Annotated in this window: 14 protein-coding genes; 9 read left to right on the top strand and 5 right to left on the bottom strand. The window is 44.4% G+C overall.

The window, feature by feature from the left end; genetic code table 11:
* Positions 1 to 52: 52 nt before the first annotated feature.
* Positions 53 to 604, top strand: a complete 552-nt coding sequence (locus HC752_RS15415) for a DUF882 domain-containing protein (RefSeq protein WP_190336059.1) — start codon at positions 53 to 55, stop codon at positions 602 to 604.
* Between the two features lie 88 nt (positions 605 to 692).
* The gene (locus HC752_RS15420) at positions 693 to 1,346 is read left to right on the top strand and encodes an MBL fold metallo-hydrolase (RefSeq protein WP_190336060.1); all 654 of its coding nucleotides are present in this window, start codon (positions 693 to 695) and stop codon (positions 1,344 to 1,346) included.
* Positions 1,347 to 1,431: 85 nt separating this feature from the next.
* Here the strand turns inward: HC752_RS15420 and HC752_RS15425 are convergent, their stop codons facing one another.
* Positions 1,432 to 2,106 carry a DUF2982 domain-containing protein gene (locus tag HC752_RS15425; protein ID WP_190336061.1) on the bottom strand — a complete coding sequence of 225 codons (675 nt, stop codon included), beginning with the start codon at positions 2,104 to 2,106 and terminating at the stop codon, positions 1,432 to 1,434.
* Between the two features lie 197 nt (positions 2,107 to 2,303).
* On the opposite strand from HC752_RS15425, the gene HC752_RS15430 reads away from it, so the two are divergent.
* The 6 genes from HC752_RS15430 (at position 2,304) to HC752_RS15455 (ending at position 8,693) form a co-directional block, all read left to right on the top strand.
* Positions 2,304 to 2,672, top strand: coding sequence for a MarR family transcriptional regulator (locus HC752_RS15430; protein WP_190336062.1), 369 nt, complete (start codon positions 2,304 to 2,306; stop codon positions 2,670 to 2,672).
* Positions 2,673 to 3,297: 625 nt separating this feature from the next.
* Positions 3,298 to 4,395: a TRAP transporter substrate-binding protein gene (locus HC752_RS15435; protein ID WP_190336063.1), complete on the top strand. Its 1,098-nt coding sequence runs from the start codon at positions 3,298 to 3,300 to the stop codon at positions 4,393 to 4,395.
* A gap of 248 nt (positions 4,396 to 4,643) precedes the next feature.
* Complete coding sequence (locus HC752_RS15440; protein ID WP_190336064.1) at positions 4,644 to 5,168, top strand: TRAP transporter small permease subunit; 525 nt, start codon at positions 4,644 to 4,646, stop codon at positions 5,166 to 5,168.
* Between the two features lie 15 nt (positions 5,169 to 5,183).
* On the top strand, positions 5,184 to 6,467 hold the full coding sequence (locus HC752_RS15445) for a TRAP transporter large permease (protein ID WP_190336065.1): 1,284 nt from the start codon (positions 5,184 to 5,186) through the stop codon (positions 6,465 to 6,467).
* A gap of 135 nt (positions 6,468 to 6,602) precedes the next feature.
* On the top strand, positions 6,603 to 7,958 hold the full coding sequence (locus tag HC752_RS15450; protein ID WP_190336066.1) for a cache domain-containing protein: 1,356 nt from the start codon (positions 6,603 to 6,605) through the stop codon (positions 7,956 to 7,958).
* Between the two features lie 78 nt (positions 7,959 to 8,036).
* Positions 8,037 to 8,693, top strand: a complete 657-nt coding sequence (locus HC752_RS15455; protein WP_190336067.1) for a response regulator transcription factor — start codon at positions 8,037 to 8,039, stop codon at positions 8,691 to 8,693.
* A 128-nt stretch (positions 8,694 to 8,821) separates the two neighbouring features.
* Here the strand turns inward: HC752_RS15455 and HC752_RS15460 are convergent, their stop codons facing one another.
* Positions 8,822 to 9,310, bottom strand: a complete 489-nt coding sequence (locus HC752_RS15460; RefSeq protein ID WP_190336068.1) for a MarR family winged helix-turn-helix transcriptional regulator — start codon at positions 9,308 to 9,310, stop codon at positions 8,822 to 8,824.
* A gap of 497 nt (positions 9,311 to 9,807) precedes the next feature.
* Here HC752_RS15460 and HC752_RS15465 point away from each other — a divergent pair, with 497 nt between their 5' ends.
* Positions 9,808 to 11,385, top strand: coding sequence for a BCCT family transporter (locus HC752_RS15465; RefSeq protein WP_190336069.1), 1,578 nt, complete (start codon positions 9,808 to 9,810; stop codon positions 11,383 to 11,385).
* A gap of 97 nt (positions 11,386 to 11,482) precedes the next feature.
* On the opposite strand, the gene HC752_RS15470 is transcribed toward HC752_RS15465, so the two are convergent.
* The 3 genes from HC752_RS15470 to HC752_RS15480 all read right to left on the bottom strand — a co-directional run bounded on the left by HC752_RS15470 (position 11,483) and on the right by HC752_RS15480 (position 15,529).
* Positions 11,483 to 12,208: a 3'-5' exonuclease gene (locus HC752_RS15470; protein ID WP_190336070.1), complete on the bottom strand. Its 726-nt coding sequence runs from the start codon at positions 12,206 to 12,208 to the stop codon at positions 11,483 to 11,485.
* Between the two features lie 11 nt (positions 12,209 to 12,219).
* A complete protein-coding gene (locus tag HC752_RS15475) occupies positions 12,220 to 14,103 on the bottom strand; it encodes a DUF294 nucleotidyltransferase-like domain-containing protein (RefSeq protein ID WP_190336071.1) in 1,884 nt (627 codons plus the stop codon).
* A 235-nt stretch (positions 14,104 to 14,338) separates the two neighbouring features.
* Positions 14,339 to 15,529, bottom strand: a complete 1,191-nt coding sequence (locus HC752_RS15480) for an amino acid aminotransferase (protein WP_190336072.1) — start codon at positions 15,527 to 15,529, stop codon at positions 14,339 to 14,341.
* Positions 15,530 to 15,599: the final 70 nt, after the last annotated feature.

Raw genomic sequence — 15,599 nt, forward strand, 5'->3', positions numbered from 1 at the left:
GTATCAATTGCGTTTACTGTCGCGACTTTGCAAGCCGCACTAGATTATTGAGATGACAATAAGAGAACTCACTCGCCGAGATTTTTTATGTAGGACAGCACTCGTCACTGCTGCCGTGACGCTCCCTTTTTCTCCTACCGTATTGGCCACCTATGCAAACCGACCGCGCACCTTGTTGTTGAATAACCTACATACCGGTGAGTTGCTTGAATCTTGCTATTTTGATGGCAAAAAGTATGTGTCTAACGAGATGGCTCAGATTAACCGTTTGTGTCGTGATCATCGTCGAAATGAAGTTCATACGATGGATAGAGCATTGTTTGATCAGATAAACGCTATTCAAAACATCATTGGTAGCAAAGCGGAAGTGCAAATTATTTCGGGTTACCGCTCGCCAACAACCAATGAAACGTTACGTGAAAAATCCAAATCGGTGGCCAAAAAAAGCTATCACATGCAAGGAAGAGCACTCGATTTTCGTCTAGATGGCGTTCGACTGTCGGAGGTGAGAAGAGCGGCGATGTCGCTAAAAGTGGGTGGCGTCGGTTACTACCCTAAAAGCAATTTTATCCATATTGATACGGGGCCGGTTCGGGCTTGGTAGGCAGCTTTTCGGCTCGTCTGTCTGCTTGTAAAAATCAAAGGCAAATGTCATAGTCTTTGGCGATTCAAGTTGATACAAGGTAAGGAAAATGAGCCTTCAATATAGAGTGGTGCCTGTCACTTCTTTCCAACAAAATTGTTCCATCGTTTGGTGTGATGTCACCATGGAAGCCATTGTGGTTGACCCTGGAGGCGATGTACCGAAATTAGAGGCAATGATCCGCGACTTAGGTGTGAAGATCGTAAAAATTGTGCTTACTCATGGGCATTTAGACCATGTTGGTGGTACAGAGGAGCTGGCTCGGTCACATAATGTTGACATAATTGGTCCACATAAAGCAGACAATTTTTGGTTACAAGGCTTGGAAGGACAAAGTCAAATGTTTGGGTTCCCGTTAACCGAAGCGTTTGAACCGACAACATGGTTGGATGAAGGTGACATTGTCACATTCGGGCAGGAACAGTTAGACGTTTTACACACTCCGGGTCATACACCTGGACATGTTATTCTTCACAGTCAAGCATCTCAAACCGCATTCGTTGGTGACGTTTTGTTTCATGGTGGTGTGGGTAGAACGGACTTTCCTCAAGGGGATTTCAATACACTCATCCGCTCGATTAAAGAAAAATTATGGCCTCTGGGTGATGACGTCAAATTCGTTCCAGGTCATGGTCCGGAGTCTACATTTGGGCGAGAAAGGGCAACCAACCCATTCGTTGCAGACGAAATACCACTCTATTAAAAGTGATGGTAGATTAAGGTGGATGGTAGATTAAGGCGGATGGCAGATTAAGGCGGAATTCAGGAAGTGTTGGGCTGATGACCCTTTAAGTGTTTTCATTGTCGGCTGCTGCTAGGTACCGTCTAACTAAGCCGACAAATTCTTCCTCACTTCTATCTAAATCCGATGTGGAAATGAAAATATCGTACCCAAAGTTTTCTCGTTGGTAGGTCATTCTATTCGCCAGTATCGCCTGTAATCCTTTATATATATAGCCCCTTTGAGTGACGAAGTGTTTGGAATCTAAGACAATATCTTCAAAGGGCGTGTTCTCTTTACCGGATTGTTTCATTCCTAAATAGAGTAAAGAACGTTGTTCTAGAAGCAGTTGTGTGCTGATTCTTGGGCATATGTTATCAAGATAGGGCTCGTATTCTTTTAGCTTTATACCGATCCAAGGAATGGGTTGGTGCCATCCGTCTTTTTCATACGTGCAAATGCCAATTTGACTGATATTAGTCCATTTTACCACCCAGCCTCCTTTAAACATGTGTTGTTGAAAGTGAGTTGCCGTTAGGGTGAAAGAAACTTTACTCTTTTCAATAAGAAAATGAGTAACAGCAAAAAAGGTAATGAGCCCGAAAAGTGACAAGAATGCTTGTTGAATACTCGGTGATAATATGAGCAAAAAGAACGCGATCAGTGTGGCGGACGCCATGACGATTTTCCCTGTTGGAGAAGAGTAACTGAATGCTATGTTGGTTAGGTGTACGGTATTCATATTGTTGTGCCATTCAATCCTTTTAGGGGATGGCTCCAGTCTCTAGTTCTGTCTAAATAGTAGCCTTTCGGCGAACCTTTCCCCATTTTTACGTTGAAAGTTCCCGATAGGCTACAAATTGGTGTCATATTTTGGTATAAATCGCGCTTCAAATTTTTCACCACTGCGCGGTATAGCAGTGAAATGGAGAAAACCCAATGAGACTCGCTCACAAACGTAAAGTGCAGGCTAAACTGCAAAAACGCATCCAAGCGACTTTAAATGTGGCTAAAGCCGATCCTGTCGCAAAGAAGCCGACTGCGAAAAAGGCTGTTGAAGCCAAAGTGGAAAAGCCAGCTGTAAAAGCACAAGCCGCTGTTAGCTTAACGCCAAAACAACAAAGTGTTTTGGATATCGTTGCAAAGAACCCAGAAGGCATTAACCCTAAAGGGATTGGTCTTGAAGCTGGCCAGGAAGACGCGAAAGCGGCATCTTGGGCAACGGGTGCCCTGAAAAAACTTCTAGAAGACAGTTTAGTCGTAAAAGAGCAATTGGCAGGCAACAAAGTGGTGTACAAGCCAGTATAAATAACCTCTGCTCTGGATAACATGGTCGCCATTTTTGCCGCTAATCTGCGTTGAATGCATTTGCTATTGGTTTGCTATTGACGCGTAAATTTGCCTTGTTACCAATCAAAACCTCTGATTAAAAAGGAGGCAAAATACGATTTCCATTTAATGAAATGAGTTATGTGGTTTCTTATCCAAAGCTGAGGTTAATTAGCGATGTATTTCGTGATGAAGCCCCCGTTTTGGGGCTTTTTTTTCTTTTTTTTCAAATTAATTTAACGTAAAAAACGCGACTATTCGTACGTATATTCTCCCACCTCTCCATTTTTTATCTGCTCAATTTATTGATAAGTCAGCTTGCAAAGACTTAAATCTCTATTAGATTACGTATATATACGTAGGGTTAAAGCTCTATGGGCTCTCTGAATAAATAATTACGTCCGTGCTCACCCTAATAGGTAAATGGATTGTAATAGTGCATTGTTATATCACCTAGGTGAGATCCGGACAGAGCTCTTAGCCTGCCTAGCCTCTTTGACGTTATTCAGGTGAAGAGAATATTCGGGTGTAGAGGTTGCTTGGGTATATTCGCAATGCCATTCAGGGATGGTTTGTGAGCAAACACAACATAGGACGTGAAACAATGAGTCTCTTAAAAAAATCAATTCAACGCACTCTAAAAGGCACTTTAATTGCTGCTGCGGCATGTGCTGCGATGGTGACGGCTTCCGCCAGTGCAGCGGAAAAAGTGTATCGACTAAAACTGGCTGAAACTTGGGGGCCAAACTTCCCAATATTCGGTGATGCGACTAAGAACATGGCTAAGATGGCCGAAGAAATGTCTAATGGTCGTTTGCAGATCCGCATTGACTCTGCGAATAAGCACAAAGCACCTCTTGGTGTTTTCGATATGGTGAAATCAGGTCAATATGACATGGGTCACTCTGCTTCCTATTACTGGAAAGGCAAAGTGCCTAACACACTTTACTTTACGTCTATGCCTTTTGGTATGCTCCCAGCAGAACAGTATGCTTGGTTCTACTACGGTGGTGGTATGGAGTTGATGAATAAAGTGTACTCGCCGCACAATTTGCTGTCTTTCCCCGGTGGTAATACAGATATGCAAATGGGGGGATGGTTCCAAAAAGAAATCAACTCTGTCGATGACTTAAAAGGTCTGAAAATGCGTATCCCAGGTTTTGCCGGAGAAATCCTTGCAGAACTGGGTGCTAAGCCTACAAACATCGCACCAGGTGAGTTGTATACCTCATTAGAGCGCCGCACTATCGATGCGTTGGAGTGGGTCGGTCCATCGTTAGATTTGCGAATGGGTTTCCAAAAGATCGCACCTTACTACTACACAGGTTGGCATGAGCCAGGTACGGAGCTTCAGTTCCTTGTGAATAAGCGTACTTGGGAACGCTTGCCTGATGACTTGAGATCCATCCTACAAGTAGCAATGAAAACAGCGGCTTACGACATGTACACGCAAGCAACCCATGAAAGTGGTAAAAACTGGTCAACAATCAAAACTGAGTATCCAAACATTCAGGTGAAAGATTTCCCTGCACCAGTCATGAGCGCAATGCGTGAAGCCAATGATCGCCTATTAGCGAAATACGCTGAAAGTGATGAGCTTGCGAAAGAAATTCAAAAATCTCAAGCGGATTATTTGAAGCAAGTTCGTTCATGGATTGACATTTCACACCGTGCGTACCTGAACAGTCAGGCACAGCAATAATAAGGTCTTCAGACCCAAAAAATATAGGTCAGTGAGCCTATCGCTGGGCGAGTTATCGCCCAGCTTATTACTCAGGTTTAAATAAAGAGTTTTAATTTAAAAGCACTTTAATTTAAAAGCACTTTCAATAACGTGAGTACATGAGTCCAAGAAATATCAGGGTCTTCTTAAAGTCTACGCTGCCTTATCATGTTGGTGTAGTACTGGTTAGGCTCTAACCTCTCGTTTGTCTTTCCAAGGAGTATGGAATGAGAAGCCTCATTTACATGGAACGATTCTTTAACCGTATCAGCGATGTGCTGGGTTGGATCTCCAGTATATTATTTTTATTACTGCTGCTTAATGTCGTATACGACGTTGTCATGCGGTATGCCTTTAACGATGTATCCATTGCATTTCAAGAAATGGAATGGCATTTATTTTCTGCCGTATTCTTGCTAGGGGTGCCCTATGCACTCAAGGCTGGGGGGCATGTACGTGTCGATATTTTTTACGAGCGTCTTTCCTATCGTGCGAAAGCGATCATCGATATTTTAGGTACCCTCTTTTTCCTATTTCCGTTTTGTCTGCTTGTTGTGTGGTTTGGCATCGGCTTTGCCCAAGAATCTTATGCTCTTGGCGAGACATCCGGCGATCCTGGCGGCTTGCCGTATCGATGGATCATTAAAGCTATGATTCCTGTTTCGTTCTTTTTCATGGCAGTGAGTGGCATTGGTTTGCTGCTTAACTCATTGAATAAGATTTTTAACCCAAGCCCAGCTCATGCCAGATAATAAGGAAGTACTATTATGATTGGAATTGTCATGTTTCTGGTTGCGCTGGTGGCTTTGCTATTAGGGTTTCCTGTCGCGTTTACCTTTGGTGGTATTGCTTTGCTCTTCGGCGTATGGGCTGAAGGGGCAGACATGTTTGCTTTCATGCCTTATCGCATCGAATCCATTATGCAGAACACGGTGTTAATGGCAGTACCGTTGTTTATCTTCATGGGTTTGGTGCTGCAAAAAACCAAATTGGCGGAGCAGTTGCTTGAAGCCATGGGACGCCTGTTTGGTTCGGTACGTGGTGGTATTGCGATATCGACGGTGTTAGTTGGTGCATTGTTAGCAGCCTCAACAGGTGTCGTAGGGGCATCTGTGGTGGCTATGGGGCTTATCTCTTTGCCTGTCATGCTGAAATATAACTATGACAAGGGATTGGCGTGTGGAACGATTTGTGCCTCGGGTACGCTGGGTCAAATTATTCCGCCTTCGATCGTATTGATCCTTCTTGGCGACGTGTTGGGCGTGCCAGTAGGGGATTTATTCCAGGCCGCTGTGGTTCCTGGTTTGGTACTGGTTGGCGCATACGTTGTTTATATTCTCATTTACGCGAAGTTGAATCCTGAGTCTGCTCGACCTATTGATCGCGATGAATCTGTCTCTCGTCGTGAAGAGGTGATCGAAGCGTTAAAAGCTGTTGTTCCACCTTTGGCTCTGATCGTTGTTGTTCTTGGTTCAATTTTTGCTGGCATCGCTACGCCAACAGAATCGGCAGCGTTGGGGGGGGCTGGTGCGATAGTGTTGGCACTGTTATACCGTCAATTTAGCTGGGGAATGGTTTACGACGCGTCCAAAGAAACCGTTAAAGTCACAGCGATGGTGTTCGCTATCTTACTGGGTGCAACGGCGTTTTCAATGGCGTTTACCTATACAGGCGGTGATTACTTGGTGGAAGAATGGATGTTGAAAATCCCGGGTGATAAATGGGGTTTCCTTATCATTACCATGCTGGTGATTTTGATTTTGGGCTTCTTCATCGACTTTGTGGAAATTTGTTTCATCATTGTTCCTATATTGGCTCCAGTTGCTGAGTTAATGGGCATTAACATGGTTTGGTTTGCTATATTGATAGCAATGAATCTGCAAACGTCTTTCTTAACACCACCATTTGGTTTTAGCCTGTTCTATTTGAAAGGGGTTGCACCGAAAGGAGTGTCAACGGGAGATATTTACCGAGGCGTGATGCCCTTTATCGCCATTCAAGTTGCAGTTTTAGCTACCATTCTTGTTTTCCCTTCGCTTTACGGAATGTGATCTCACGATTGTTGCTACCGCTAGTTTCATTGAAACAATAGGACTTAATGCCTGCCTTTGATACAGTCAGAGGCAGGTTAAACGTTATCCCCAATCAATGGCGTTCATCAACGCTTGGGTGAAAGAGGGAATAGAATGCCTCTTAGAGCCAAACTGATTTTGCTCACTCTACTGCCACTAATTTTGGTTACCGCCAGTATTAGTTGGATCTCGATACATCAAACAAAAGCATTGGGTTTGAAAGAGGTGGAAACACTTCGGGCAAGCCTGCTCCGTTCCCGTGAAAATGCACTTAAAGATAAACTCGATTTAGCGTTTGCGGCTATTCAGTATGTGTACACCGACGAAACATTAGATGAGGACGATGCTAAAGAGCAGGTGAAGAAAATCCTAACCAGACTAAGATACGGTTCGGATGGGTATTTCTTCGCATACGATAAATATGGGGTCAATTTGGTTCACCCGATCCTCCCTGAATTGGTAGGGCAAAACCTGATCGATATGCAAGACGAGAATGGGAATTTTCTGATTGTGTCATTGATTGAACAAGCCCAAAATGGTGGTGGATTTGCAAAGTACTTGTGGCAGAAACCGTCTACGAATGAAATCGTACCTAAGCTGAGCTACGCCGCTTGGCTGCCGAAGTGGGAATGGATGGTGGGCACAGGACTATATATTGAGGATATCCATTTAGAAGTGGCTCAGATGGAGGCCTCAATCAACAAGAACATCGAGGCGACGTTTATTAGCACAGTGTCTATCCTGAGTGTCACTGTGGCTGTGATTGTTGTGCTGACACTGGCGGTAAATTGGCATGAGCACCGTATTGCGGATAAGAACCTAAAAGAGTTGGCACATAAAACCGTTATGTTTCAGGAAGACGAGAAAAAGCATTTAGCAAGAGAGCTTCACGATGGCATCAACCAACTCCTAGTGTCCAGCAAATGCCATCTTGAGTTGCTGGTACATAAGTTAAAACAAAAAGTCCCTGATATTGACGATAAAACCCTGGCACACTTAGAAAAATCGCAACTTTCGATGCTTACCGCGATTAACGAGGTTCGTCGAATTTCTCATAACTTGCGCCCTAGCTCTCTGGATGATATAGGTTTACAAGCTGCTTTGGTAACATTGCTTCAGGATTTCAAGGATCACTCTGGGATTCAAGTGGAATACGATATCGACAGTTCGTTGTCTCGAATGAACTCCGAAGTAGCAACAACCTTGTATCGTGTCGTGCAAGAATCCCTCACGAATATTGAGAAACATTCGTTTGCTACTAAGGTTGAAGTGATTGTCCACCAAATTGGTGATCAAATTCAGCTCATGATTCGTGACGATGGGCGTGGATTTTCGGTGAGCGATACGATGAGAGCGAAGGGGATAGGGCTTCGAAATATGAGAGAGAGAGTTGAGTTTATTGGCGGAGACTTTGAGATTTTTAGCGAACCTAACTATGGTACAGAAATTACGGTATTGGTTTTAGTCTAAGTTCTTCGGATCTTGAATGTTGAAACTCTCCCTAGGTTAAGAGACCCAAAATTTATATCAACTATCTGGATGGATGGAATGCAAAAAGTAGTAAGCCAGGGTAAGGCTATTAATATTGTAATCGTTGATGACCATCAAGTGGTGCTGGATGGTTTTTTAGCGCGTCTAGAATTGGAAGAAGAGATCAACGTGATTGCGACCGCAAGCAATGGCGTCGAAGCAATAGAAGCCGTTTCACGAGAAAAACCCGATGTCGTATTGATGGATGTGAGTATGCCTGTGATGAACGGCATAGAAGCCACCATGTTGCTAAAAGAAGAATACCCTGATGTGAAAGTCCTCATGCTGACAATGCACGATAATCGTGAATACATCATGAAAGTCATGCAAGCAGGCGCAGTAGGGTACATGCTTAAAGAGATTTCAGCAGAAAAGATGGTACAGGCGATAAAAACGGTTTTTCAAGGCTCCACGTATTTTTGCGAATCGGTGACCCAAACGCTGTTCACTCAACCTATTATGCCTGCCAATCAAAAGCCGAATCCACTCAGTCGGCGAGAGGAAGCGGTGTTGAAATTGGTTGCGCAAGGGCAGAGCAGCAAGAAAATAGCCTCGACACTCAATATTAGCTACCGCACAGTTGAAACCCACAGACAAAACATAAAGCACAAACTGGATTTGCATTCTACGGCAGAGCTTGCCAAATATGCGTTAGAGAAAGGCTTAGTAGACTGAGGTTCCCCATTCTAGATGAATGTCAGTGTAGTGATAGACGTTGGGTAAGCCGTGATTGCATTGACGCAAGGGCGACATTAACAACAATCAGATAGACAAAAGCGAGTGATCATACTCGCTTTTTTGTTTTAGCCGACGGGCTGCTCGTTTTCCGTTATGCTCCCGAGTTCGAGAACCGGTGCTACATCGTAGCTTTCAGCATTCATCATTGATGAGATACGTTGAACAGACGAGAGCAGTAGGCTTTGCTCCCACTCATCCAGTTTATGGAATTGGTCAATGAAGCTGTCTTGCAATGGTAAGGGGGCTTTTTCTAAAATGTCATTGCCTTCACTCGTGAGGTACGCATGAACTTTGCGCTTGTCACTCACACTTCTCTTTCTTTCTACATAACCGTTACGTTCTAAGCGATCAAGAATGGTCGTCGCTGTAGCCTGGCTCATGTTGGTATTATTCGACAGTTCGCGAATGGTGACTTCACCGAGCTTACGAATAGAGCGCATAAGAATAAGCTGTGGACCAGTCAATCCTAGCTCTTTGCCAAGTTTTTTTGAATGTAAGTCGATTGCCCTAATAATTTGGCGCATCGCTATCAGAACTTCTTCGTGTTTTTCCAACGTATTTATTCCGTTCCAGAGTTGCAGCGGTAGGTAACCTGCATTATCACCCAAATTTGTGCAGTGAGGTATCTCTATTTGTGAGGTCTGTTCGTCATTACTTACGGCAAGGGTACTTTGGTTTTGTCAGTACAGTGGGTGTTTTTAGCATAATTGTGCTGAGTATAACTAAGTTAAGCCCTTTGGGTTCGCCAAAATCAAAGATAGAACACACTTTTTAGAGTCCATTCCTTATCTTTCACTATATGATACGAACTCGAATGTTTAGACCACAAATAAAATTACAACAGTGATTGGTATGAAAAGTAGGCAATTAGAAAGTGAAATCCGATTTTTTGGTGGTTTTTTCGAGTTACATCTGGTTTTTTGCATTAACTTTGGTTAGGGTTTGTGATGTTTAAAATAATGAACTGTTATGTTCACTAACTATTATTGTTCTGAGTACTAGTGAAATAAGTTCTAATCTAACAAACCTGTTACAAGGTTAAAGAGGAGATATGACAAAAGGAATCGACAAGTACAGTATCGAAAGTACCGACTATACCGTTGGTCAAGATAACGTACAGAAGTGGGGATTTGATGTTCATAATCCAGTTTTCGGTACCAGTGCCGGATTGATTATTCTATTTTTAATTGCTGTTTTAATTTCAGATGCCGAAACTGCGAAATCAACATTGGATGGTTTGAAATGGCAAATCATCGGCATGTTTGACAAGCTGTTTATCTGGTCGGGCAATATTTTCTTAGTATTTTGCCTTGCATTGATTGTGTCACCATTCGGTAAGATCCGTCTTGGTGGTAAAGAGGCGTCTGCCGATTACTCCTTCATGTCTTGGCTTGCGATGTTATTTGCTGCGGGTATGGGCATCGGCTTGATGTTTTGGAGTGTAGCAGAGCCCGTCGCGTATTTTACCGGTTGGTATGAAACGCCCCTTGGTGTTGAGCCAAACACACCGGAAGCGGCTAAAGTAGCACTGGGTGCCACTATGTTCCATTGGGGGCTTCACCCTTGGGCTATTTACGGCATTGTGGCACTTTCATTGGCTTTCTTTACCTACAATAAAGGGTTACCTCTTTCTATTCGTTCCATTTTCTACCCTATTTTAGGCGACAGAGCATGGGGGTGGGCTGGTCACGTAGTCGATATTCTTGCGGTACTGGCGACCTTATTTGGTTTGGCGACATCGCTAGGTTTAGGGGCTCAGCAGGCGGCAAGTGGTATTAATCATGTGTTCGGTATGGATGGCGGTATTGGTTTGCAAATTGCCGTGATCGTATTGGTCACGCTGCTTGCCGTGGTATCCGTTTTCCGTGGCATTGATGGGGGTGTTAAGGTCATCAGTAACATCAACATGATTGTCGCATTTGTTTTGTTAATTTTGGTTGCGCTTCTTGGCTATGCTGTGGCGTTTGGCTCGATTCCAACAACGTTGATGGCGTATGTTGAAAACATTATTCCACTGAGTAACCCGCACGGGCGTGAAGACGAAGCTTGGTTCCAAGGCTGGACCGTTTTCTACTGGGCGTGGTGGATCTCTTGGTCACCATTTGTCGGTATGTTCATCGCCCGCGTTTCAAAAGGTCGTACGGTTCGTGAATTCCTGACCGCTGTATTGATTGTTCCAACGGTGGTTACTTTGATTTGGATGTCAGTCTTTGGTGGCTTGGCGATCGATCAAGTGATCAACGGTGTCGGCGCATTGGGCACAGATGGTTTGAAAGAAGTGCCATTGGCTATGTTCCAAATGTTTGAAGCGCTTCCATTTAGCACTGGGCTTTCTGTGATTGCAATTGTCCTTGTCATGGTTTTCTTTATTACCTCATCGGATTCAGGATCTCTGGTTATCGATAGCATTACCGCTGGTGGTAAAGTGGATGCACCGGTTATGCAACGTGTATTCTGGGCGTTTATGGAAGGCGCTATTGCGGCGGCGTTGCTTTGGGTTGGTGGTACACAAGCCATTCAAGCCTTGCAAGCAGGGGCGATTTCGACTGCACTGCCGTTCACCTTTATCCTGCTGCTGATGTGTGTCAGCCTAATCATGGGGATGAGAACGGAAAATACCTATCGATAAGTTGATGTGACATGTTGATATAAGATATTGAAAAAGCTGCTTTGGCAGCTTTTTTTATGGGTATTTTAAACTAAAAATGGTTCTCTTGAGCGAGCACTTAAAGCCAAATTTTCTCTATTGGTGTGTCACCAGAAAAGTGATGCTGAATCTGTGCTTGGAATAATTCTGCGGTAGCCATGGCATCGGTTAACGCATGATGTGGTGGGTAAGTAGGTAACCCGTAGCGTTCTCTTGAAGCACCAAGCCGAACAGACTGTCTTTTCGTGCCCTTAAAGCGGTTTAAGATGCCAGCGGTAAGGTCATCTTGCACCTGCGCTTCAATTTCCATGGTGTCTATAACTGGGAAAACGATGCCTTCATTGATGCGTTCCTTCAATGCAATATCGAGGAATTCGCGCTCTATTTTTCGATAGTGTACGACCACAACCTTTCCGGCTAACGCATCGAGCACCTCATCAATAACACGTTTTAAGTCGGGGGCGCCTAAAATATCATTATGAGTGATGCCGTGAATCACGACCGATTCTTCTTCTAGTGGCGTATTGGGCTGAACGATCCAATGTCGGGCGTGGCGGCAAAAAATTCGGTTTACATTAAAGGGGACTAAACCGATGCTGATGATATCGTCTTTTTCGGCATTCAGCCCTGTGGTTTCGAAATCCAATGCAACCATTGGCACCTTAGCAAGCGGTGTCGTACCATCAACAATACCTGCTTCATAGAAGCTGCGTAGCCGCTCATCTCTAACGGTGCTTGCCTTTTCTTTAAAGAGAGCAACCCAGTTTTCAGAGTGACCGAGCCGATTTTTGCTAAATAGATTCAAAACGCTGCCTATTATTTAAACGTGTTTGCTTGATAACGGTATTTCAAAAAATTCTGAGCATTGCTTAAAATCTGAAAGGCATCTTTTAGGTTACGGCGCTCGAAGTCGGACATGTTGTCGGGTTCGATATTGTTGTCGGGCTCTACCATGGCTTCGACGTCCAACGCTTGGTGGCGAATACGAACGGTCGAAATGAATTCCATCGCATCACGTAGATCCTCTCCTTTGCCTTTTGGCAGAATACCCGCATCAATAATGTCATCTAACCGTTCAAATGAGTTTTGGGAGCGTGACCCGACGGCAAGAGCATGTACTCGAATAAGATCCGCGAGAGGGGCGGTTCCACGTCGTTTTAGATTAATGGAGTTCTTGTGTTGGCCATCTTTCTCCATCACAAAACTTTTGAAGAAACCCAGTGGCGGTGTACGGCTGATGGCGTTACGAGCCAAACAAGCCAAGAAGCGATTGTTTTTTCTTGCTCGGCGGACAATATAGCCATTGAGTTGTTCCGCCCATTTAATCCGACCATGAACACCATCGAGATCGAAGAATATGGAGCTGTTGAGCAGTGCTTTAGGGTTCGGATCATCTATCCAATTATTGAAACACTCTTCCCACTCTCTGCGTGTCATACGCCACATTGGATTGGTGGCCATGATACCCCCAGTGCAGTAGTTATAACCGCATTCATTGAGGGCATCACAAACAAACGTCGCAAAGTTCTCGAAGTATTCATTGTGTTTTTCTGCATCGTAGGCTTCATCAAGAATGATGGCATTATCTTGATCGGTCACGATAAGTTGTTCGTCCCTTGCCATTGAGCCCAGTGCCAAGAAGCAATAAGGCACAGGAGGCGAACCGAATTTTTCTTCCGCCATTTCTATTATTCTTTGTTTGAAACTGCGCCCAATGACCGACATAGCACTGCCTACCATATGGGAATTGGCGTCTTCGTTGACGAGCCTCACGAAGCTATCTTTCACTTGTTCAGAAAGGCTTTTTAATTCTTCTAATGTTTGCTGCTGGAATATACTGCTCACGAGTAGTAGAGAGTTTTGCGATTCGTAGCGGACAATATCCGTGGCTTCAATAATACCTAAGGGCTGTTGATTCTTTATCACCGGAAGGTGGTGCACGTTGTAGCGAAGCATGGTCAACATGGCTTCGTATACGTAGGTATTGTGATCGAGAGAGATCACATCCGTCGACATAACATCCGCTACGGGGGATTCTGGTGAAAGACCCGATGCGAGCACTCGCGTACACAAATCACGATCGGTGATAATGCCCTTTAAGGGGTTTTCGTCTTCTTCGTTTTCCGCCGTTTCTTGGTGGAAGACCAGTAAAGAGGAAACATTTTCTTCCGCCATGAGTTGTGCGGCTTCTTGAATGGACTGATCACTGAAAATGGTCACGGGTTCTCTGGTTAGCAACGTCCTAACCTTGGAGGTGGTAAGATCGTTTGCGTCACTGCTGTTTGATACCGCTTGGCGTAACCTTGCTGCATCTTCTACCTCAACAAAATCCGCAAAGTGATCATTTTCATCATAAAGCGTTTGAAACATCTCTTCCGGAATGCAGTACACAAGTGTGTCTTCAATCGCGGTCACTGGAAATCGCACTTTGTTGTTAGTGAGCAAGCCCATTTGCCCAAATATGTCCCCTTCATCGAGTCGGTTATACAGCTCACCATTGCGACGGTAGACTTCGACAACACCACTTCGCACAAGATACAAATCATGAATGTGATCACCGAAATGGATGATGGGAGTGCCTTGCCTGAAATAGGATATTTCTATGCGGTTTGCAACGCTATTGAGCAGATCTTCAGTCAATTCATTGAATGGAGGATATTGAGAAATGAAGGATTTTATTTCTATGATTTCTGCTTGCATGATTCGGCTCTTGGTTGACCTTCGATTACGGGGATGCTGATTTTTAAAATGCCAACGAGGTCTAATGGTGGAAATTCTGGCTGAACCTAGCACCTTGGTGTGGCTTGAGTATAGCCATCGTATAGGATTCAACAAAAAAGACCAGCTATGAGGCTGGTCTTTTGGCTGAGAGTCGTCCATTTAATCCATCTCGTTCATCCAAGACAAATGCAATGAATAACGCCGAGTGAACCGATTAAAGAACCGCTGCAATCCCTTTACATAGGGGACCCATATTTTCCTTTGTCATACCCGCAACGCTGATACGACCAGAGCCTACGATATAGATAGCAAACTCTTCTTTTAAACGAGCGACTTGATCTTTAGACAAGCCAGAGAATGAGAACATGCCATTTTGACGTTCAATGAAGCTGAAATCAGACTCCACCCCTTCAGATTTCAAGGTTGCAACGAAAAGCTCACGCATTTCTTGAATGCGGTCACGCATTTCAGCGACTTCTTGTTCCCACTCGGCACGAAGGGCGGCATCGTTAAGAATGTAAGTTACTACCGCAGAGCCGTGCGCAGGAGGATTCGAGTAGATTGAGCGAATGATGCTTTTCACTTGAGAGAATGCCGTTGTCGCAATGTCTTCTTCTTTTGCCACAAGCGTAAAGGCGCCCACACGTTCGTTGTACAAACCAAAGTTTTTAGAGAAAGAACTGGCGACTAGAATTTCTGAGTTGTGCTTAGCGAAGATTCGAAGACCTGCGGCGTCTTCTTCTACGCCTTTCGCAAAGCCTTGGTAGGCAAAATCGAACAGAGGAAGTAAACCTTTGTCAGCACAAAGCTTTGCTAAGACTTCCCACTCATCTTCTGTTGGGTCAATACCGGTTGGGTTGTGACAGCAACCGTGGAAAAGTACGATGTCGCCAGCACTCGCCGTTTCTAGGTCCGCGACCATGGAAGCAAAGTCTTTGTCTTGTGTTTCTGCGTTATAGTAGCCGTATTGCGCCGTTTCAAGACCCGCCGCTGTAAATACCCCGTTATGGTTTGCCCAGGTTGGGTTGCTGATCCAGATTTTAGGGCTATTGAGTTGGCGTTTAATGAATTCGCCAGCCACACGCAATGCACCAGTACCACCTGGCGCTTGTGCTGTTTTTGCGCGCTTAGACGCAACAACTTCGGAATCCGCACCAAATAGTAACTTTTGTACTGCTAAACCGTACTCAGCCGTACCTTCAATAGTGAGATAAGATTTGGTTTTTTCTGTTTCAAGAAGCGCTGCTTCCGCTTTTTTTACGGTTGCCAGAACAGGCGTTTGACCTTGCTCATTTTTGTAGATACCCACACCTAAGTTGATTTTTTCTTCGCGGGTGTCTTTTTTGAATTCTTCAGTTAGTCCAAGGATTGGGTCAGCGGGGGCGGCATTGACTTTTTCAAACATAATCGGCGTCCGTTTTAATTAATGTGGAAAGGTTAAATATACGCTTATTTATACCTTTCCCCGTCAAGGG

The organism is Vibrio sp. S9_S30 (assembly GCF_014694455.1).
Classification (GTDB): Bacteria; Pseudomonadota; Gammaproteobacteria; order Enterobacterales; family Vibrionaceae; genus Vibrio.